Origin of the sequence: Hahella chejuensis KCTC 2396 (assembly GCF_000012985.1) — a bacterium.
Classification (GTDB): domain Bacteria; phylum Pseudomonadota; class Gammaproteobacteria; order Pseudomonadales; family Oleiphilaceae; genus Hahella; species Hahella chejuensis.
Map to the genome: position 1 here is coordinate 2,401,566 of NC_007645.1, position 19,675 is coordinate 2,421,240.

A 19,675-nucleotide genomic window follows, 5' to 3' on the forward strand; every position below is an offset into this window, starting at 1 on the left:
AATGCTAAGTAAAGACCTCGAATTAACTCTTAATGCAGCTTTCAAAAGCGCGCGCGAGAAACGTCATGAATTCATGACAGTCGAGCACCTTTTGCTTGCCCTGCTCGACAATGATTCAGCGCTGAAAGTGTTAACAGCATGCGGTGCGGATCTGGGTCAGCTGCGTAACGAGCTTTCGGAGTTTGTTGATTCGACTACGCCGTTGATTCCGAACAATGATCCGGAGCGGGAAACTCAGCCGACTCTTGGGTTTCAACGGGTGCTTCAAAGAGCCGTATTTCATGTCCAGTCTTCAGGCAAAAAAGAAGTGACTGGCGCTAATGTACTGGTCGCTATTTTTAGCGAACAGGAAAGTCAGGCGGTGTACGTCCTGAAGAAACAGAATGTCGCTCGTATTGACGTGGTTAATTATATCAGTCATGGCATTTCCAAAGTTTCCGGCGACCGTGAACAGGACGAGGAACACGAACACCAGGAGGAAGGCTTGGAAGAGGGCGGCGGTTCAAAACCTTTGGAATCGTACGCAACCAATCTGAATGAGCAGGCCAGACTGGGGCGGATTGATCCTTTAATCGGTCGTGACAAAGAGCTGGAAAGAGTCATGCAGATTCTTTCGCGCCGGCGTAAAAACAACCCGCTACTGGTGGGTGAGGCCGGTGTTGGTAAAACCGCTATCGCTGAAGGTCTGGCGAAGCAGATTGTTGAAGGCAACGTGCCAGATATCATCAAAGACGCTGTGGTCTATTCTCTGGACCTTGGCGCGCTGCTCGCAGGAACTAAATATCGTGGCGACTTTGAAAAACGTTTTAAAGCGTTACTGAAAGAATTGAAGCGCCAAACCAAGTCCATTCTGTTTATTGACGAGATTCATACGATTATTGGCGCAGGTTCCGCTTCCGGCGGCGTGATGGATGCTTCAAATCTATTGAAACCGTTGTTGAGTTCCGGTGAAATTCGCTGTATCGGCTCAACCACCTTCACTGAATTCCGCGGCATATTTGAGAAAGACAGCGCCTTGGCGCGTCGTTTCCAGAAGATTGACGTAGTCGAGCCTTCCGTTAACGATACCTATCTGATTCTGAAAGGTCTCAAGCGGCAGTTTGAGAAGCATCATGAAGTCGAGTATACCGATGCTGCGCTGCGTTCCGCTGCGGATTTGGCGGATCGCTATATCAATGATCGCCACATGCCGGATAAGGCGATTGACGTGATTGATGAGGCGGGGGCCAGCCAGAGGCTGAAGCCAGAGGCTGAGCGCGCCAAGATCATTGATATTCATATTGTCGAAAGCGTTGTGGCGTCGATCGCCAGGATTCCGCCGAAAACAGTTTCCTCTTCAGACAAAGACAAGCTGCGTAACCTGCAGCGCAACCTCAAGATGGTGGTGTTTGGTCAAGATCCTGCCATTGAGGCGTTGGTGACTGCTATCAAACTCTCCAGAGCGGGCCTGAAGTCAGAAGGCAAACCTGAAGGTTCATTCCTGTTTGCCGGTCCTACTGGGGTTGGTAAGACGGAGGTGACTCGTCAGTTGGCCAAAATTCTCGGTGTGGAGCTGGTGCGTTTTGATATGTCCGAATACATGGAAAGGCACACTGTTTCCCGCTTGATTGGCGCGCCTCCCGGCTATGTCGGATTTGATCAGGGCGGCTTGCTGACAGAAGCGGTGAATAAGAATCCTCACTGCGTGTTACTGCTGGATGAGATTGAGAAGGCGCACCCGGAAGTCTTTAACTTGCTTCTACAGGTGATGGACCATGGCACTTTGACTGACAACAATGGCCGTAAGGCGGATTTCCGCCACGTCATATTGGTAATGACCACCAACGCCGGCGCTGAAGAGATGAGTCGTCGCTCAATCGGTTTCCGGACTCAGGATCACACCACTGATGGTATGGAAATTATTACCAAGACCTTTACGCCAGAGTTTAGAAACCGTCTTGATGGGATCATTCAGTTTGGTCCATTGGACACTACAACGATTACTCATGTGGTGGACAAGTTCCTGACCGAAATGCAGGCGCAGCTGGACGATAAGCGTATTCTTCTGGAGTTCGATACTGAAGCCAAAGCATGGCTGGCGGTGCATGGATATGACGAGAAGATGGGGGCGAGACCCATGGCTCGGCTTATTCAGGAGAATATCAAGAAGCCTCTTGCCGAACAGATCCTGTTCGGAGATTTGGCGGAGTGCGGCGGCACGGTGTTTGTCAGCGTGAAAGACGACAAGCTGGACTTTAAGTATGTGCCGGAGCGTGAGCTGCTGGATGAGTCCACGCATTAATTGGAAAGGGTGTTGGAAACTAAAAAAGGGGCGATAAGCCCCTTTTTTATTTCGCCTGATTAAATGACCGCATAGTTGCCGGTGATTTATGAATCTTCCCAGCTATAGAACTTGCTTAGAATGTTCTGGCGGCGATATGGGAAAATTAATGTGAGGTATTAGCGGGCGCGGTATACGATGCGACCTTTGCTCAGGTCGTAGGGGGTCATTTCTACTTTGACTTTGTCTCCAGTCAGAATGCGGATGTAGTTTTTGCGCATCTTCCCAGAAATGTGGGCAGTCACAACATGACCATTTTCGAGTTGAACCCTAAACATTGTATTGGGAAGGGTGTCAATGATGGTCCCTTCCATTTCAATATTACCTTCTTTCGCCATTCAGCTTTGTCCTCATGAAATTCGTGTTAAGCGCAAAAAGTTAAAAAATAGTAAGCGCTTTTTAAAGAGAGCGAATTTTGCCTTAATTATAACCAAAGTGCAAAAGCCAATTCTTTATTATCTGGATAATCAGCCTCTATTTCGCAAATTTTTCGGGTTGACGTCGAGATAAGGTCGTTTTGTTATCCAGAGATGTATGAATATTAGCCGTTAAATGGTGATCCAGGAGTCTCTGACTAACACTTGAATAGGTCTGTAATTGGTTTTGTAGGACATTTTTCGGCAGCCTCGAATCCAGTATCCCAGATATAAATAGGGGAGGCGTTGCTCTCGTGCGAATTGAAGCTGCCAAAGAATGGCGTAGACGCCCAGTGCGCGCTTGTCTTCATTGGGGTCGAAGAACGTATAGATGGCAGAGAGGCCGTCGGTGGTTCTGTCTGTCACTGCGATAGCGAGCAACTTGCTATCCTTGCGAAACTCAATAAACAGGGTTTCTGATCGAGCCTCCAGCAAGAACGACTCATACTGGTCCAGCGTGGGGGGGTACATATCCCCGTCCTGGTGTCGGGCGCTGATATAGCGTTGATAAAGCGCAAAATGTTCTTGTTCGAACTGGGCGGAGCGCAGACGTACCGTCAAGTCTGAGTTGCGCTTCCAGGTGCGTTCCTGGCTTCGCGTACGGTTAAATTCTTCCGTGGGGATGCGCACGGCGATGCAGGCGTTGCAACCATTGCAGCGAGGCTTGTAGTAATGATTGCCGCTGCGACGGAAACCCAGTTGCGACAACCGAGTGTACAGGTCCAGGTTAATGTCCGCTTTAGGGTCCACAAACATGGTGGTGGCCAGGCGATCGTCTAGGTAACTGCACGGGTGTTCCGGCGTAGCGTAAAAAACCAGAGTCCTTAAGTTCGACATCGTCAGTAGCCTGTGGGGTCTATCGTCATCTTCCAGGGGTGTGAGAAATCGGCTCGCACCTCTATTTCTAGTATAGATAAAAACTCTTTTCTTGAAATCTGGCAAGCCCCTAAAGAGAGAAGGTGCGGATTGGGCACCTGGCAGTCAATCAGTCGATAGCCCCAGGCGTGCAATTGCCGAACTAAAGTGATGAAAGCGGCTTTGGATGCGTTGGTTTCTTTGGAGAACATAGACTCGCCAAAAAAGCAGCGACCGATGGCGAGGCCATACAGGCCTCCCACCAGTTCAGACTCCCGCCATACTTCAATACTGTGAGCGACGCCAATCTGATGGAGATCACTGTATGCCTGTAGCATGTCCCGGGTTATCCAGGTTTCGTTTGAGTAGGATCGCGGAGCGGCGCAGGCCTGCACTACCAGGGTGAAATGCTGGTCGAAACTGTAAGTTAGCCCGCTGTTACGAAGAAAGCGGCGCATGCTGCGGGATATATGCAGGTCTTCGTGTCGAATGATGCAGCGTGGATCGGGAGACCACCATAGTATCGGCTGGTCCTCACTGAACCAGGGAAAAATGCCGTTTTCATACGCCAGACGTAAGCGGGCGGGATGAAGATCGCCGCCGACACAGAGCAGGCCGTTTGGGTCCTTCAAGGCGCTGTCAGGATGAGGAAACCATAGGTTTTCATCTAACCAGGGTAGGGCGGGCATAGAAATGAATCTTGCTGGGCTTGTTTTAATACACAATATTGAAGAAAGCGGAAACAAAAACGCCCATTAGGTTTAATGGGCGTTTAGGCGCATTCCCGGTGGGATTATTGGTCCAGGAACTTCTCGGCGTCAAGTGCGGCCATGCAGCCAAAGCCCGCCGAAGTTACCGCTTGACGGTATATGTGGTCGGCGACGTCGCCTGCTGCGAATACGCCAGGAACGCTGGTTTGGGTCGCGGCGCCTTCAGAACCAGAGCGAATTTTGATGTAGCCGTCTTTCATGTCCAGTTGGCCAGCGAAAATGTCAGTATTGGGCTTGTGACCAATAGCGATAAAGACGCCTGTCACTTCCAGTTCCTGGGTGCTGTCGTCCTTGGTGCTGCGCAGGCGCAGGCCCGTTACGCCAGAGTCGTCGCCGAGGACTTCATCCAGGGTATGATCCCAAATGATCTTGATGTTGCCGTTCTGCTCTTTTTCAAACAGTTTGTCCTGCAGGATTTTCTCCGCCCGCAATTTATCGCGGCGGTGCACCAGAGTGACTTCCGCTGCAATATTGGACAAGTAAAGCGCTTCCTCAACGGCAGTATTGCCACCGCCGATAACGGCGACTTTCTGCTTGCGATAAAAGAACCCGTCGCAGGTGGCGCAAGCGCTGACGCCTTTGCCTTTGAACGCTTCTTCTGAATCCAGGCCGAGATACTGAGCGGAAGCGCCTGTGGCGATGATCAGCGCGTCACAGGTGTATTCGCCGTTGTCGCCTTTCAGGCGGAAGGGACGCTGGCTCAGATCTGTTTCGTTGATGTGGTCGAAAATGATTTCGGTGTCAAAGCGCTCCGCATGCTTTTGCATGCGCTGCATCAGCTCTGGGCCTTGCACGCCAGCATCGTCGCCGGGCCAGTTGTCTACATCCGTGGTGGTGGTCAATTGTCCGCCCATTTGCATGCCGGTGATGATAACCGGATTCAGGTTGGCGCGGGCTGCGTAAACCGCAGCGGTGTAGCCGGCGGGGCCGGAGCCGAGAATAAGCAGTTTAATGTGCCTGGTTTCTTTACTCATTGACGTTCCTTAATGCTGAAATAAAACAATGCCTGGTACGGACCCCTTGCCGTTGTATCCAATGATCCCTGTGGCTGGAAGGCATTAAAAATAATGCGCTTAAAGTACCATATTTGTTTAACTGGATTGATTATATTTGGTTATGGGGCATATAGAGCTACGTAATTATAGGCGACGTAGTCTTCAGACTACGGTCACTTCTCTCAGTATTTGGGTGGTTAACGGATAATGCTCCGCACGGCTTGAGCCCCCGAGTCGGTGTTCGACGACGGCCGGCAGGACAGTCTGGACATCGTCGGGCAGCACATGTTGTCGGCCTTCCAGTAATGCCCAGCCTTTAGCGGCCCGCAATAGTGCGATAGCTCCACGCGGCGATATGCCGTCTTTAAAGCCGCTGTGGCTGCGAGTGTAGGCGATGATGCGCTGTATATAGTCTATGAGCGGGTCAGTGGCTCGCACTTCCAATACTTTCGCTTGCAGATCCGCCAGTACGTCTGGCGGCATAACAGGCTGTAACTTGCTCAGCAGCGAGCGGCGATCACTGCCTTTTAGCAGTTCGCGCTCGGCTTCCGGCGGTGGATAGCCGAGGTGAATGCGCATGAAGAAGCGGTCCATTTGCGACTCTGGCAGCAAAAAGGTGCCGGACTGGTCGGATGGGTTCTGAGTCGCAATGACGAAGAATGGCTTCGGAAGCGTGTAAGTGGTTCCTTCAACGCTGATCTGGCGTTCTTCCATGGCTTCCAGCAAGGCGCTCTGAGCCTTGGGCGTGGCGCGATTGATTTCGTCGGCCAGCACCAGCTGTGCGAACAGGGGGCCTTTGTGAAAAGTGAACTCACTTTTATTTTTATCGAAAAGGTTAATCCCAATCAGGTCTGAAGGCAGCAGATCGCTGGTGAACTGCACCCGGTTGTAACTCAGGCCCAGGGTTTGCGCCATGGCGTGGGAAAGGGTGGTTTTGCCCATGCCGGGCAGATCTTCTATCAGCAGGTGCCCTTGGCAGAGGAGGGAGGTGAGTGCGAGCCTGATCTGATGCTCTTTGCCTAAAACTACTTTGCCAATCTGTGCGACGGCCTGTCTGACGGTTTCTGTCATGATTCGTCCAATCAGTGATTAACGGTCATCAGTCGGCTGCGCGCCGCGCTGATTGTATGAGAATTATAGTCGCCCCAGGATAATTTGGGCGCTAAATAGAGAAGCGGACGTGAAGTCCGCTTCTGGCTCCAACTAGTCGATATAACGACGAGTCAGGTTTTGGTAGGCGTCTACTCTACGGTCGCGCAGATAAGGCCAGATGCGGCGGACGTCATCCGTGCGCTGCAGGTCAATCTCGGCGGCGATAACCTGCACGCTGGAGTCGTCGGCCTGCCGCAGGATTTCGCCCTGCTGTCCGGCGATAAAGCTGTTGCCCCAAAACAAACTGCCGGGAGATTGTTGCGAAGGATCGGGTTCTTGACCAACGCGGTTAGCGACGATAACCGGCAACCCGTTGGCTACGGCGTGAGCTCGCTGGATGGTAATCCAGGCATCCAGCTGGCGTTTGTGTTCGGCTTGATCGTCACGTACGTCCCAACCGATAGCGGTGGGGTAGATCAGTATGTCCGCGCCAGCCAGCGCCATCAATCTCGCCGCTTCTGGATACCACTGATCCCAGCACACCAGCACGCCCAGTTTGCCGACAGAGGTCTGGATTGGTTTGAAACCCGCCTCAGTATCGGCGTCGCCAGGGGTGAAGTAAAACTTCTCATAAAAGCCGGGGTCGTCGGGAATGTGCATTTTGCGGTATTTGCCGACCAGTGAGCCGTCTTTTTCCAGTACGACTGCCGTATTGTGATATAGGCCAGGCGCGCGTTTCTCAAACAGGGACCCGACGATCACCACATTGTGTTTGCGTGCGCACTCGGACAGAAATTCGGTGGTCGGGCCGGGAATCGGCTCCGCCAAATTGAATACGTCGACGTCTTCCGTCTGACAGAAGTACAGGGTGGCGTGCAGTTCCTGTAACACGATCAGTTCGGCGCCTTGCGCCGCAGCCTGAGCGATAAGCTCCGCCGTCAGGGCAAGACTTTTTTCTTTCTCAGGAAAGCTCTGCTGCTGGAGGGCCGCCACCTGTAAGGTGGTTTTTTTCATCAGATTACCCCCTCTGGTAATTGCATGGTGACACAGTGGAGGCTTCCATGCTGTTCAATCAGACTGCGACAGTCAATGGCTTCAATGTTTCGATCAGGAAAGCATGATTGAATGGCGTCCAGCGCCGCCTGATCTTCGGGGACTCCATACACAGGGACCAGCACAGCTTCGTTGATGATCAGAAAGTTGGCGTAGGTTGCTGGCAGGCGCTGGCCGTCTTCATCATAGGCGGCGCTCGCCATTGGCAGTGGAACCAGTTTGTAAGGGGCTCCGTCCGCATCCACGAATGACTGCAATTGTTTTTCCATCGCCGACAATTCTGCGTAGTGCTCATCTTCTGTATCCAGGCACTGTACGTAGCAAATAGTGCGTTCATCGCAGAAGCGGGCGAGCGTATCAATATGGCTGTCGGTATCGTCTCCAGCCAAATAGCCGTGATCCAGCCACAAAGTTCGTTTGACGCCCAAATGCTCCGCCATAACGGCTTCCACTTTTTCTTTAGTGGCGTCTGGATTGCGCGTTGGCGTCAACAAGCAGGCGGAGGTGGTCAGCAGCGTTCCGCGCCCATCCGTCTCAATCGAGCCGCCTTCCAGAATATAGGGGATATGGCGTAAGGCGGCGCCGTCAAACGCGCCCAACTCGTAAAGCGTAGCGGTTATCTGGTCGTCTTTTTCGGAATCAAACTTTCCACCCCAGGCGTTGAAGTGGAAATCCAGCAGCACCGGCTCTTCATTGTCGTAAATGGTGATGGGCCCGTGGTCCCTGCTCCAGGTGTCGTTTGACGGGGCGCAGAACAGCGCCACTTTTTCAGGAGGCACGCCGTTTTCGTGCAATGCGTCGGCGATCGCCTCCAGGCGCGGAAACGACTGACAGTTAATGACCAGATTCTGGTATTTGCATACCGCTATGGCGATTTCCAAAAAAGTTCTGTCAACCTCTTCCAGGCGGTCGGCCCAGTCGGTTTGCTCATGAGGCCAAGTCAGCAGAACGGCGCACTGCGGCGCCCATTCAGGAGGCAGGACAATAGTGCTCACTGGTTAATCCATCGTAAACAGTTTAAGGGGCGAGTAGTTTACGGTTTGACAGGCTTAAGTACAGTATGAATTACGCGATCGCCCTCAAAATATACGGAATAGCTTCCGTACTCCCATATTGTGATTGGCGGGTCTCCGACCGGGCCTTTGACATGAGAGGGGCTGCCGTAGCGTTTTTCCACTGAACTCATGGTTTGGCCTGTGCGTGGCGTATCCATGCCGGCGTTTGATGAGCCTTGTTGCATGACGGGGGTGACTAGCTCATCGGCGGTGGCCAACGGCGCCAGACTGATTAAAGCGACAGCGAATAACTTATTCCAAGAATTTAGCATCGACTTATTCCTAAATTCGTTTCTTTAACATACTAGTCTAGCTGTATTTAGCTGATTAGACACTTAAAATTTCATACGCAAGTCTTTGTCATTAATTGAATAACGCTCTTGGATTTGCGTAGCGTCACTATCTTATTCCAGTTGGCGCCTGCGTTGCTGTTGCTGGGTTCTCAGAATGTGTCTTGCAATGATTTGTCGCTGCGATTCGCTGAAATTAATGAAATTGACTCGCGTAATAAAACCGTCTCCGTTTTCCTGCTCGTAGCTCAGGGCGTGCTCAGGATGCTCTTTGACGGACTCTGAGCTGACCACTTCGGCTTCGGTGAGAATGGATATGTAACTTGGCACCAGCGTCGCCTTCAGAATCAGCTGCAGGCCCGTGCGTTCTTGTTGGGCGCTGACAAAAGCCATACCGCCCTCGCTCAGGTCGATGAACTGAAGTCTATCCTCGTTGACGTCTGTCTCCACCAGCGCGAGCGTGCGGGCGATCAAGTCGACTTTTTTGTTGAACACCTTCAGCAGCGCCGCCAGAGAGCGGTCCTTTTCCGCAACATGGCTCATCAGCTTGGCGGTCTCCAGGTCCAGGCTTTGTAACTCATTCAGCATCTCGAAATAGACCGGGTGTCGATAGAATTCCGCCATTGCGTGATTGCTTGCAGTGCGTTCCTGATACTCAACCAAAGCCTGGTCATGAATTCGGTAATAATCCCTCCGGTTATCTGATGTGACGTCTGGATCGGACATATTAATAAACCGTAGTAGTGAAACACTTATTAATAGATTATAGTTTTACGCCGCTTAATTTGGGCTAATTAACTTATCCGCTTAAGCGGCCAGTCGGAAGCTCCCATCCGATCACACTTTCAGGCGGCGATTTAAGCCCGCCAACAAGCCAACAATTAATACCAGGTGCTCTGTGGATGTATAAACCCTTATCTCTATTTATAGGCTTGCGCTACACCTCGGCGAAGCGAGATAACCACTTTATTTCTTTTATCTCCTTAACGTCCATGATTGGGTTGATTCTTGGGGTGCTGGTGTTGATCACGGTCATGTCCGTCATGAATGGCTTTGATCGGGAGTTGCGGCAGCGAATATTGGGAATGGTTCCGCACGCCGTGATTAAAAGCCATGACCCTATGGGCAGTTGGCGGGAAGTCAAAGAGTTTGCTTTGCAGCATCCACAAGTGGAGGGCGTTGCGCCATTCGTCTATGCGCAGGGCATGGCGACAGCGGCGGGAAATGTACACGGCATCATGATTAACGGTATTGATCCTGAAGCGGAGAAGGGCGTTTCCATTGTTCAGAACCATCTAATCTCCGGCAGTCTGGATGATTTGAAACCGGGGGAGTTTGGTATTGTTCTTGGCGATATATTGGCTAGCTACATGCGCGCCAGAGTAGGGGACAAAATTACGGTTATCTTACCTGAAGCTTCGGTAACCCCTGCGGGCGTATTCCCCAGAATGAAGCGATTTACGGTGAAAGGGATATTCAGTGTGGGGGCTGAATTAGACAGTACGCTGGCGATTATCAATATTGAAGATGCAGCCAGGATAAAGCGCCTGGGGGATTCTGTAGAGGGCGTGCGCCTTAAGCTGACGAATTTGTTTGATGCTTCAAAAGTGTCCCGGACAATTGTGGCGGAATTAGGCAGCGGGTATTACGCCAGCGACTGGACGCGGACCCACGGTAATTTGTTTCAAGCTATCCAGATGGAAAAGACTATGGTTGGATTGCTGTTGATGTTCATCGTTGCGGTGGCGGCGTTTAACATTGTTTCCACCCTGGTAATGGTTGTCACGGACAAGAAAGCGGATATAGCGATACTGCGCACGATGGGCGCGACCCCCGGCAATATTTTGCGCATTTTTATGGTTCAAGGCTTGTTTATAGGGGTTGTGGGGACCGCTTTGGGCGTTCTGCTGGGTTGTCTGCTGGCGGTTAATATCAGTGATATGATCGCTTGGTTTGAGAAGGCGGCGGGTATTCAGTTACTGAGCTCCGATGTGTATTTCATCAGTTACCTCCCCTCCGATTTGCAGTGGGGGGATGTCGCGTTGATTAGCGCGGTTACTCTGACTATCAGCTTTGTTGCGACTATGTATCCCGCATGGCGCGCGTCCAAAATCGAGCCGGCGGAGGCGTTGAGATATGAGTAGTCCAGTATTGAAATGCCAATCTGTGCATAAGGTGTATGTACAGGGAAAAGAGTCTATTGAAGTTCTGCGTGGCGTTAATATTGCGCTTTACCCAGAGCAGACCGTCGCCATTGTTGGCGCATCCGGCTCAGGGAAATCCACGTTGCTGAATATTATGGGCGCTTTGGATCATCCAAGTTCAGGCTCTATCAGCATCTCCGGGCAAGATGTGAGCGATATGGATGAAAAAGCCAAGGCCAGGCTGCGCAACGCTCATGTCGGTTTTGTCTATCAGTTCCATCATCTTTTACCTGAGTTTAGCGCGCTGGAAAACGTCTGTATGCCTTTGCTATTGAGAGGCGTTGCAGTCAAGGAAGCTAAAAAGGAAGCGGAATATTGGCTGGGGCGTGTGGGTTTGTCGCACCGGCTCAAGCATCGCCCTGGGCAGTTGTCTGGTGGTGAGCGCCAACGTGTGGCGATAGCTCGCGCGCTTTCTCCCAGGCCGTCTTGTGTTTTGATGGACGAGCCTACCGGTAACCTGGACCCGGAGACCGCAGAATCTGTGCAGGCGCTGTTATGGGATCTGGTTCGTCAGAATCAGACCTCGTTTGTGTTGGTGACCCATGATTACAGATTGGCGGCGCGCATGGATGAGCAATACTCTTTAGAAGAAGGCGTATTGGCGAAAGTGGCGCCCAACTCTTTGTAAAATAACCATTGCGGCGCATGTCGTCGCGGAAATAAAAAAGGCGGACCCGGATAGGGAACCGCCTTTTTTATTAAGGAAACCCCGAAAGTTTTACAGGGATTAGCCCATCTTTTTGAGCAGCATTTGCTCTAACTTAACTTGATCCTCGGCGAACTTACGAATGCCTTCGGCCAGTTTTTCCGTCGCCATGGCGTCTTCGTTCATGCCCCAGCGGAAAGCGGCTTCAGTAAGAGGCGCGTCGCGTTCTGCACTGGGCTGCTCGGAGGATAGAGCGCGAGTCAATTCGCCGGAGTCTGCTTCCAGATCGTTCAACAGCTCGGGGCTGATAGTCAATTTATCGCAGCCTGACAGGGCTTCAATTTGTCCGGCATGGCGGAAGCTGGCGCCCATTACGATAGTGTTATAGCCGCGTGACTTGTAGAACTCGTAGATTGACTTGACTGACTTCACGCCCGGATCTTCGTCGACGGAAATCTCATCTTTGTTCCACTTGGCCTTGTACCAGTCATAGATACGCCCAACAAATGGCGAAATAAGAAATACGCCGGCTTCAGCGCAAGCTACGGCTTGCGTGAAGGAAAACAGCAGCGTCAGGTTGCAGCGAATGCCTTGCTTTTCCAGCACCTCTGCGGCGCGAATACCTTCCCAGGTAGAAGCGATTTTAATCAGAATGCGGTCTTTGCCAACGCCCACGTCACTGTAAAGCTTGATCAGCTGCTTGGCTTTGTCGATGGTGGCGTTGGTATCAAAAGATAAGCGAGCGTCCACTTCGGTAGAAATATATCCCGATATGACTTTAGAGATTTCTTTGCCGATGGAAACTGACAGATAGTCGATAGCGTGGGCCACGGCTTCCTGAGGTGCGGACGCTTGTTGCTTGCCATAGTTAAGTGCGTCGTTGACCAGGCTTTCATAGACGGGTAGAGACGCAGCCTTCAGCAGCAATGAAGGGTTGGTGGTTGCGTCGTCAGGTTTGTGCTTTTTGATTGCTTCGATATCGCCTGTGTCGGCGACAACGGAAGTCATTTGGCGTAATTGCTCGAGCTTGCTTAAAGCCATTGTATTTTTATCCCTGGGTTGGTTCTTTCAGACCGCCTCGGAGGCGGTGTTCAGAGAGTTGGACTGTTTGTATGAAGATACTATATCTAAAGCGTCTCTAAAAACAGTCGGTGAGGCGGTGCGTTTGATGGCGTTTTCGCTTAAATATCTGCGAAACTGTTTCCCACCTTTTTGGCCATGAAACAACCCCAGCGCATGTCGCGCCATATGCCAGACCGCAACGCCGTTCTGATAGTTGCGTTCGATATACTCTAGAAACTGATAGCCGATATCCGTAGCGCTGAAGCTTGGCGGCGGACAGTGAAACAGACGATGGTCCACGTCCGCCAGCATCCATGGTCTCTGGTAGGCTTCGCGTCCGATCATGACCCCGTCGACTTCCTGTAAGTGGCTTTCCGATTCGTCCATGGTTTTTATGCCGCCATTGATAATGATCTCAAGTTCCGGAAAGGTTTGCTTGATCAAATAGGCGCGCGGATAAATCAGCGGCGGAATTTCCCGGTTCTCCTTCGGGCTGAGTCCTTTAAGGATCGCCTTGCGCGCATGAATGATAAAGGTGGAGCAGCCTGCTGCTTTGACGGTGCGGACAAAGTTCAGTAAGAACTCTTCAGAGTCCTGGTCATCAATGCCTATGCGGTGTTTGACCGTCACTGGGATGGAAACTGCCGAGCACATTGCGGCCACGCATTCCGCCACTCGCTCAGGATATCCCATCAGACAGGCGCCGATCATGTTGTTCTGTACGCGGTCGCTGGGGCAACCTACATTCAGGTTGATTTCATCATAGCCCCAGTCTTCGCAGATCTTGGCGCACTCCTTTAATTCATCAGGATTGCTGCCGCCAAGCTGGACGGCGATGGGGTGCTCTTCCGCATTGAAATCCAGAAAACGGTTGCGGTCCCCATGTATGATGGCGCCGGTGGTCACCATCTCGGTATATAAATAGGTATGTCTGGAAAGGAGACGGGCGAGGTAACGGTAATGCCGGTCTGTCCAATCCATCATCGGGGCCACGGAAAAGCGGCGAAGTCCTGAAATGCCTGAATTTATTCGCTTAGTGCTTGATTTTGTTGACATACTGCGTTGTATAAAACTGTACTTTCTTGTGCAAGATTAGGCGGTTTTATACGATTGGCGCACCACTGGGGTGCGCCATGATCCACTAAAAATGCACCATGGAATTTTAGGAAAGTGCACCAGCAATTGCGGTGCAAAATTCGTCCGGAAGGCAGTATAACATGGCAACCATCATCAAGCGTAAAGCCAAAGGCGGCAGTGCCCGCTATCGAGTGCAGATTAGAACGTGTTCACGATCTTCTGAGTAACAAGACCAAGAACGCCACATGGACGAATTGCAGACTGGTGTTAAGCCAGCGCTCGCAGTTTTTCCACAACAGCCGCCGATTTTTGTCGGGGCAGGCAAAGCTGTGCTCTGCGATCCAGCGCTTGGGCATGCTCACCCAGTATGTCTCGTACTCCCTGGGCGAAGGGCTCCCCTGTGTAGCCGCTGTCACACAACAGACTTTGCACGCGGTTCAGAACCGGTTTGCAGCGCTCGAGCGCCTGCAACACCCCCTTGCGGTCGGTCACATCAGCTGTACTGATCGCCACGGCATGCGGCAGACCTTGCGTATCAACCGCAATGTGGCGTTCCCGTATCTCGCGGGCCGCGCCAACCTGATTTTTTTAACGCCCACTCAAGCAGGTTCACTCCACTTGGCAAAGTACGAGTGCACCGTGCGCCACTTGGGGACGTCGCTGGGCAGGGCCCTCCACTGGCAACCGGTGCGCAGCAGATACAGCACCCCGCAAAACACCTCATACAAATCTATCGTTCGGGGCTTGGTTTTGCGCCGCGCCTGCACCAGCAACGGCTGAATCTTCTCGAGTTGTTCGCAACTGATGTCGCTCGGGTATCTCTTGGTTCGCATCTTTTCGTCTTCTCAGATACGAACAAGATTGTTAACACGTTCTAAGGCGCGGCAAGGGCAGAGGGCTAAAAGCGTCAGACGCCGCCACGTTCCCTTTGTGCGCGCCCTGTCATATGCAGTTTGACCAAGTCAAGGAACTGACGAAGACGGAACGGGAGCAACTGACCATGGACTGGCTTGCCTGGACGCATATCCAACTTATTGAAAACGAACTGATAGAGGTAAAACGATGAGACGAGCAGTAGATGAAACCGCGTGGTTACTGGAACAGTGGGCGAGGTGGTCTAAATTTAATACAGATAACGTGGGCTATCCGTCGTCCACGCCATTTGCGCGGATGGCGGGGAGTTCGGTGCGGTCGCCGGTGATTACGGATCAGGAAGCTGCCAAGGTGGATATGGCTGTTTCCAAGTTGCGGGCGCGTGATGGAGTGATGGGGGAGGTAGTTTGTCTATACTACATGGCCGGTGAGAACTTGTTTTATGTGGTCCGACATATACCTAAGTTGATCGGCGTAAAGCTGACATTTTAGTTAAGTCAGGAACTGCGTGGATCGACTCAGTGCTTCATTCTGCTGCGGTTGTAGATTGAAATAACCCGTAGGGTGGGTGTAACGAATATAGTAAGAAGGACCTATGAAATTTTCAATTAAAGATTACACCGGTACAGAGTACTCATTCGAAGATATTGATAGCTTATTTGAATTTTTGAGTGAAGAGGCAAGTTATTGGAGTAGGTGCTTCGAAAGGGCTTCAAAAAAAAATGATGGAAATATTCCGAACTTACTTAATTCACATAGAAGGTTGGATGAGTTGGCTAAAATGGTTGGTGACTTAAAGGCTGATGGCAATGCTTATGAGGATGCTCAGGAGAAAGGGATCGAAAAATTGTCTAATAAATCTGCTGGTATCAATAAGGTGTGGATTTCTAGACTAAGCAAATATACAAGCAGCTATGTTAAATATTCTCTGGATTTTGGTTTCGAAATAGGAGCTGCTTTCTTAGATACAGTCCTTTCCAGGGGGGGAGTGGCTATTTCTGTTGGAACGGCACCTAAACTCTATGGCGCTATCTTGGCGTTTAACTATGAATTCCCATTTCTAAATGGTAGTAATATTAAAGAAAATAATAACGTTGATGATTTGAGTGAACATTTCTTTAAAGTTTTTGAGGGTAAGGTTAAAGAATTTTCTCAGATTGTCGACAACAATGTATTGGAGTATGAAAAAGCAAGAAATGAATGGACTGGTCAGTTTGCTGAAGCCAAAGACGACTGCTTACACTATACGAATTCTCAAAAGGAAAAGTTGGATAATATAATTGCTAAAAATAAAGATGAAATGAAAGTATTGGCACAGGTTTATGAAGAAGAGCTTCGATTGAGGAAGCCCGCAGAATATTGGCGAAGAGTTGCTAAGAAGTATGGAAGGCAAGGCAATTTTTGGTGTTCGCTATTAATCGTATCTGTTATTGCTGGACTTTATCATTTAGGACGAATTTACAGTGAATGGGTTTCTGGAGTACATACTACGCTTGGGCTAAATACTGTGCAGGGAGTAATAATTCTAGGAGCTACTGTTGCATTCTTTGGGTATTATTTGAAAGTTTTATCTAAGCTAGTATTTAGCTCATTTCATTTAATGAGAGATGCGGAGGAGAGGCGACAACTAACTTATTTATACTTATCACTTAGTAAAGATAAGGCTATTGATGAGACCTCTCGAGATATTGTTTTGCAATCTCTTTTTAGCCGTTCTGATACTGGGTTGCTATCATCTGATTCGTCACCAACAATGCCTGGGATACCTGATGTTGTTAAATCAATCCCCAAGTCGTCTAATTAATTCTGCGAAGATATGCGTGTTTTATTGGAGATGTTTTTATATATGGCTTTTTGGATTGTGTTATGAATAGAACCCCGCCCGTTTCAGTTGTTCGAGCTTTGAGAAAGGAAGTAGGATTTGGATGTCCAGTTGAGAATTGTGGTAATCCTTACTTAGAGTGGCATCATTTTGATCCGCCATGGGCAGAGTGTAATCATCATAACCCTGAGGGGATGATTGCTTTATGCAGGATGCATCATATACAAGCGGATAATGGCGCATTTACATTAAATCAATTGCAGAGACTAAAACAGAAAGGGAGAGAAAATTGGGGGAATGTAAGTGAGCGATTTAATTGGATGAGAAATGAGTTGGTGTTTGTGGTGAGTAACTATTTTGTCTTAGAGCCTAAAGTTTTTTTTCGATATCAAAATAAGCCTTTGATATGGTTTGAGCGAAATGAAGATGGTATGTTTATGGTTAATTTTTATGCATTTCTGCGCTCGCCGGATAAGAGATTTTGTATTGATAATAATGTTTGGTATTTGGCAGGATGTGAATCTGATGTTGTATGTCCACCAGCGGGGAAATATCTCAATGTAGAGTATGATAATGGGGACAAATTTGAAATAAAATTTAAACAAGTTAGTGGAGTGGACGAGGCGATAAGTTCATTTGGCAGTGAAGGATTTAGTGAGTGGGGTATAAATTATCCGGTTACGTTTGTAGAGCTTGTTGTAAAAGGGCCTGGAACTATATTTGATAATAGAGGAGGTATAAGAAGTGTTTTTGATACTAAGGGAGGATTTTTTGAGAGGCCTGGAGTGGTTTTCAATGTTATGAGTGATGACTATTACTGAGATTTTTTGTGCTTGATTTTTTGTTTGGAGACTTGTACGTATTTTTTGTGTCCTATGCTCCCATTTTGTTCTTTGCTTTTGTTATTTTCTCGGCGGTATTATGGGAGGATCATGAGGCTCGTCTTTTCCTGGTTTCTTTTTTGTCTCTGATACTTGTTTGCTATTTTGTTTATAATTTTGGCGGGATGTCATTTGTATTTATATTTTTCTTTGTTTTGGTTTTTGAATTTGTTGATATGTATAGGCGTGGAATTGGTTGTCAACAAATTTGTAGTGTGCTTTGGAGGGTGGTGCGTAACTCTTTTATTATATATATTCTATTTGTATTAATTGCTGGGCTGTTTTTTTAGATTTTTGCCCTTGGAAGGGTGGGTGATTTGATGCGGGTTTTGTTGATTTGTTATATTGATGGAGAGAGGCCTGTTAATGTTGTATATGCATTGCAAACTCTCTCGTATAGGTCGTCATACGTAATTATTTCATCAACTCTGAACTGTCTAATAAGCTGCCCTTTGTATCGATTCATATCTTCTATGTTGCTGAATTTTTCTTGTTGAGATCTGCTTATTATTATGCAGGTTTTACATTTGCTGTTTATTCCTGGGTAATCGTTTCTTATTTCGTTATAGTGCTCGCTTATGAAATCGGTCCACTCAGCAATTTGATATGCAGCCTGACTAACTTCTGCGCGAGGGTGGCCTTGAACTGTTGCTACCCTTTTTGATGCTCTTTCTAGTTCGATTAGTTTATATGACTGATCTGGGTAGCAGACTATAAAGTCTGGTTCAAGGTATTTCTTTCCTATAGGGCTTTTGTGATCGACGGGATAATGTAGCTGTGGTTTGCTAATGCAACTTCCATATACGTCAAGTAGTATTGGGTTATTCTCTATTAGCTTGTGAAAGGTTTCCTCTTTGTCATCGCTCTGAAAAAGAAGTATTCCCTTGAATTCATTAATCGCTTTTTCTAGCTTGCTAAGTCTGTTTGTATAGTTTTCAATCCAGTTATTTAAAGACCCAAGAGTTAAAGTGCCATGGACTTTTTCGTCTGCTGAAATAGATAGGGCTCTAGCGAAGTCTCTCCTTAAATCATTGCTGATGCGCAATTTAATATTTCTTGTACTCCACCCGATTTCGTCGCTATAATTATATATTTCCAAATAATTGAAAAACCTCCTGCTATTAAGGTCTGCCGGGAAAAAACCAAACTTTTGAATGATGGTTGGCTCTCCTAGGTTTAGTTCTTTGTTGATTATGTAGTTGTCAATAATTATCCCAAGTGCGCCGAAAGTTAGGGAAGAAACCAAATCCCGGAGATCTGTTTTTACTAAGGTTAAATTGAGGGTTATATTTAATTTTTCATGTGTAAGGGCTCGTGATTCAGAGATGTTTTTTATCCTACCTCTCCATATTCTTGTTGGAATGTAATCCTTGGCGACGCATCTGTATATTCCAATGTTTCCTTTTATGTTGTTTTCTTTTAATGTATCGATTATATGTTCGGGTGTGCTTGTTGGTTCAGTATCAACTTTTATTGCTGGTCCGCCAGCCACAAACCAAGCGTGTTGTGGCTCCTCTTTAACTTCCGAAATCACAACCCCATTATTCGCTAAAAAAACATCAAACTCTTTTGCAGATATAAAGGGCGATACTGAAATGCGTGGATATCCTGCACCCTCTGGTGGGGTGGATGTGAATTTTTCGTACTCTGATCGATATAATGATATATATTTAATTATATAGTCACTTAGTTGATCTAGGTCCATGTTCGCTATACAAGGTAAGATAGATTATCGTTAGTTAGTGGATGGAATCTCCCCCCACCTAGTAGTATAAGCAGGAGAAAGCCTCCCTCGTTTCATTCCCCAGGGCTGTTGAATACCCTGTCCAGCAAACCAAACAACGCCACCTGTTCCCCTATTAAGCTTATCCAATGTCTCCATAAGCTCCACACTACCGCGCCTCCCTTCGTCCTCTTCGAATAGATGACGCTGACAAACCCCAGGAGGAGAGAAGTCACAAAGCATTACTCCGGCCTTCAAATAGCGATAGCCATCCCGCCAGATCCTCTCCAGTAACACCCTGGCATGCTCTATAAAATCGCGGGTATCGTCAGAAGGAAAAGGCAGCTTTCCGGTTGCTGCATCGGAGTAGTATGGTTCACCTTTGGAGAATTTGCCTGTCTGACATGTAGCGGTAACTGCGTAAAATCAACACTGTGCTATCTTTAGTTTACAGCCTGCGGACTCCCGCAGTTTGACAAAGCAGGCGCTCGAGTTAGAGGCGACCAACCCTATAGACATTGGACTTGGATCAATGAATCGA

19 protein-coding genes and 2 pseudogenes are annotated in these 19,675 nt (G+C 48.8%); 6 read left to right on the forward strand and 15 right to left on the reverse strand.

Features of this window, described 5'->3' with window-relative positions; translation table 11 throughout:
* Position 1: 1 nt before the first annotated feature.
* On the forward strand, positions 2-2,281 hold the full coding sequence (gene clpA / locus HCH_RS10650; protein WP_011396231.1) for an ATP-dependent Clp protease ATP-binding subunit ClpA: 2,280 nt from the start codon (positions 2-4) through the stop codon (positions 2,279-2,281).
* A 158-nt stretch (positions 2,282-2,439) separates the two neighbouring features.
* On the opposite strand, the gene infA is transcribed toward clpA, so the two are convergent.
* From infA to HCH_RS10695, 9 genes are all read right to left on the reverse strand, one after another.
* Positions 2,440-2,658: a translation initiation factor IF-1 gene (gene infA / locus HCH_RS10655; RefSeq protein ID WP_011396232.1), complete on the reverse strand. Its 219-nt coding sequence runs from the start codon at positions 2,656-2,658 to the stop codon at positions 2,440-2,442.
* A gap of 210 nt (positions 2,659-2,868) precedes the next feature.
* Complete coding sequence (locus HCH_RS10660; RefSeq protein ID WP_011396234.1) at positions 2,869-3,573, reverse strand: arginyltransferase; 705 nt, start codon at positions 3,571-3,573, stop codon at positions 2,869-2,871.
* Between the two features lie 2 nt (positions 3,574-3,575).
* Complete coding sequence (gene aat / locus HCH_RS10665; protein ID WP_011396235.1) at positions 3,576-4,280, reverse strand: leucyl/phenylalanyl-tRNA--protein transferase; 705 nt, start codon at positions 4,278-4,280, stop codon at positions 3,576-3,578.
* Positions 4,281-4,384: 104 nt separating this feature from the next.
* Positions 4,385-5,335: a thioredoxin-disulfide reductase gene (trxB, locus tag HCH_RS10670; protein WP_011396236.1), complete on the reverse strand. Its 951-nt coding sequence runs from the start codon at positions 5,333-5,335 to the stop codon at positions 4,385-4,387.
* A 183-nt stretch (positions 5,336-5,518) separates the two neighbouring features.
* Complete coding sequence (locus HCH_RS10675; protein WP_011396237.1) at positions 5,519-6,427, reverse strand: AAA family ATPase; 909 nt, start codon at positions 6,425-6,427, stop codon at positions 5,519-5,521.
* 132 nt (positions 6,428-6,559) lie between these two features.
* Positions 6,560-7,462, reverse strand: a complete 903-nt coding sequence (locus HCH_RS10680; protein WP_011396238.1) for a carbon-nitrogen hydrolase — start codon at positions 7,460-7,462, stop codon at positions 6,560-6,562.
* A complete protein-coding gene (locus HCH_RS10685; RefSeq protein WP_011396239.1) occupies positions 7,462-8,496 on the reverse strand; it encodes an agmatine deiminase family protein in 1,035 nt (344 codons plus the stop codon). The genes HCH_RS10680 and HCH_RS10685 overlap by 1 nt, the downstream gene beginning before the upstream one ends.
* Positions 8,497-8,534: 38 nt before the next feature.
* A complete protein-coding gene (locus HCH_RS10690) occupies positions 8,535-8,828 on the reverse strand; it encodes a hypothetical protein (RefSeq protein ID WP_011396240.1) in 294 nt (97 codons plus the stop codon).
* A 132-nt stretch (positions 8,829-8,960) separates the two neighbouring features.
* Positions 8,961-9,572 carry a PilZ domain-containing protein gene (locus HCH_RS10695; protein WP_011396241.1) on the reverse strand — a complete coding sequence of 204 codons (612 nt, stop codon included), beginning with the start codon at positions 9,570-9,572 and terminating at the stop codon, positions 8,961-8,963.
* Positions 9,573-9,748: 176 nt separating this feature from the next.
* Here HCH_RS10695 and HCH_RS10700 point away from each other — a divergent pair, with 176 nt between their 5' ends.
* Both HCH_RS10700 and HCH_RS10705 read left to right on the forward strand, forming a co-directional pair.
* On the forward strand, positions 9,749-10,990 hold the full coding sequence (locus tag HCH_RS10700; protein ID WP_011396242.1) for a lipoprotein-releasing ABC transporter permease subunit: 1,242 nt from the start codon (positions 9,749-9,751) through the stop codon (positions 10,988-10,990).
* Positions 10,983-11,678 (forward strand): lipoprotein ABC transporter ATP-binding protein LolD, encoded by a 696-nt coding sequence (locus HCH_RS10705; RefSeq protein WP_011396243.1) that lies wholly within the window; start codon positions 10,983-10,985, stop codon positions 11,676-11,678. Before HCH_RS10700 ends, HCH_RS10705 begins: the two co-directional genes overlap by 8 nt.
* A 99-nt stretch (positions 11,679-11,777) precedes the next feature.
* Here the strand turns inward: HCH_RS10705 and tal are convergent, their stop codons facing one another.
* From tal to HCH_RS33040, 3 genes and pseudogenes are all read right to left on the reverse strand, one after another.
* On the reverse strand, positions 11,778-12,737 hold the full coding sequence (tal, locus tag HCH_RS10710) for a transaldolase (RefSeq protein ID WP_011396244.1): 960 nt from the start codon (positions 12,735-12,737) through the stop codon (positions 11,778-11,780).
* Between the two features lie 27 nt (positions 12,738-12,764).
* Positions 12,765-13,814 (reverse strand): tRNA dihydrouridine(20/20a) synthase DusA, encoded by a 1,050-nt coding sequence (gene dusA, locus HCH_RS10715; protein ID WP_011396245.1) that lies wholly within the window; start codon positions 13,812-13,814, stop codon positions 12,765-12,767.
* A 230-nt stretch (positions 13,815-14,044) separates the two neighbouring features.
* Positions 14,045-14,668: pseudogene (locus HCH_RS33040) on the reverse strand (transposase).
* Positions 14,669-14,897: 229 nt separating this feature from the next.
* On the opposite strand from HCH_RS33040, the gene HCH_RS10730 reads away from it, so the two are divergent.
* From HCH_RS10730 to HCH_RS10740, 3 genes are all read left to right on the forward strand, one after another.
* Entirely contained in the window at positions 14,898-15,200 is a 303-nt protein-coding gene (locus HCH_RS10730; RefSeq protein WP_041598570.1) for a hypothetical protein, read from the forward strand.
* A gap of 103 nt (positions 15,201-15,303) precedes the next feature.
* Positions 15,304-16,512 carry a DUF6161 domain-containing protein gene (locus tag HCH_RS32250; RefSeq protein WP_011396249.1) on the forward strand — a complete coding sequence of 403 codons (1,209 nt, stop codon included), beginning with the start codon at positions 15,304-15,306 and terminating at the stop codon, positions 16,510-16,512.
* Positions 16,513-16,574: 62 nt separating this feature from the next.
* A complete protein-coding gene (locus tag HCH_RS10740) occupies positions 16,575-17,351 on the forward strand; it encodes an HNH endonuclease (RefSeq protein WP_011396250.1) in 777 nt (258 codons plus the stop codon).
* A 400-nt stretch (positions 17,352-17,751) separates the two neighbouring features.
* Here HCH_RS10740 and HCH_RS10750 read toward each other — a convergent pair whose 3' ends face one another.
* From HCH_RS10750 to HCH_RS35180, 3 genes and pseudogenes are all read right to left on the reverse strand, one after another.
* Complete coding sequence (locus HCH_RS10750; protein WP_011396252.1) at positions 17,752-19,116, reverse strand: Shedu immune nuclease family protein; 1,365 nt, start codon at positions 19,114-19,116, stop codon at positions 17,752-17,754.
* 30 nt (positions 19,117-19,146) lie between these two features.
* Positions 19,147-19,293 carry a DUF4113 domain-containing protein gene (locus HCH_RS35175; RefSeq protein WP_158304947.1) on the reverse strand — a complete coding sequence of 49 codons (147 nt, stop codon included), beginning with the start codon at positions 19,291-19,293 and terminating at the stop codon, positions 19,147-19,149.
* 54 nt (positions 19,294-19,347) lie between these two features.
* Positions 19,348-19,539 (reverse strand): annotated as a pseudogene (locus HCH_RS35180) (DNA polymerase V subunit UmuC); the annotation flags it as partial.
* Between the last annotated feature and the right edge of the window lie 136 nt (positions 19,540-19,675).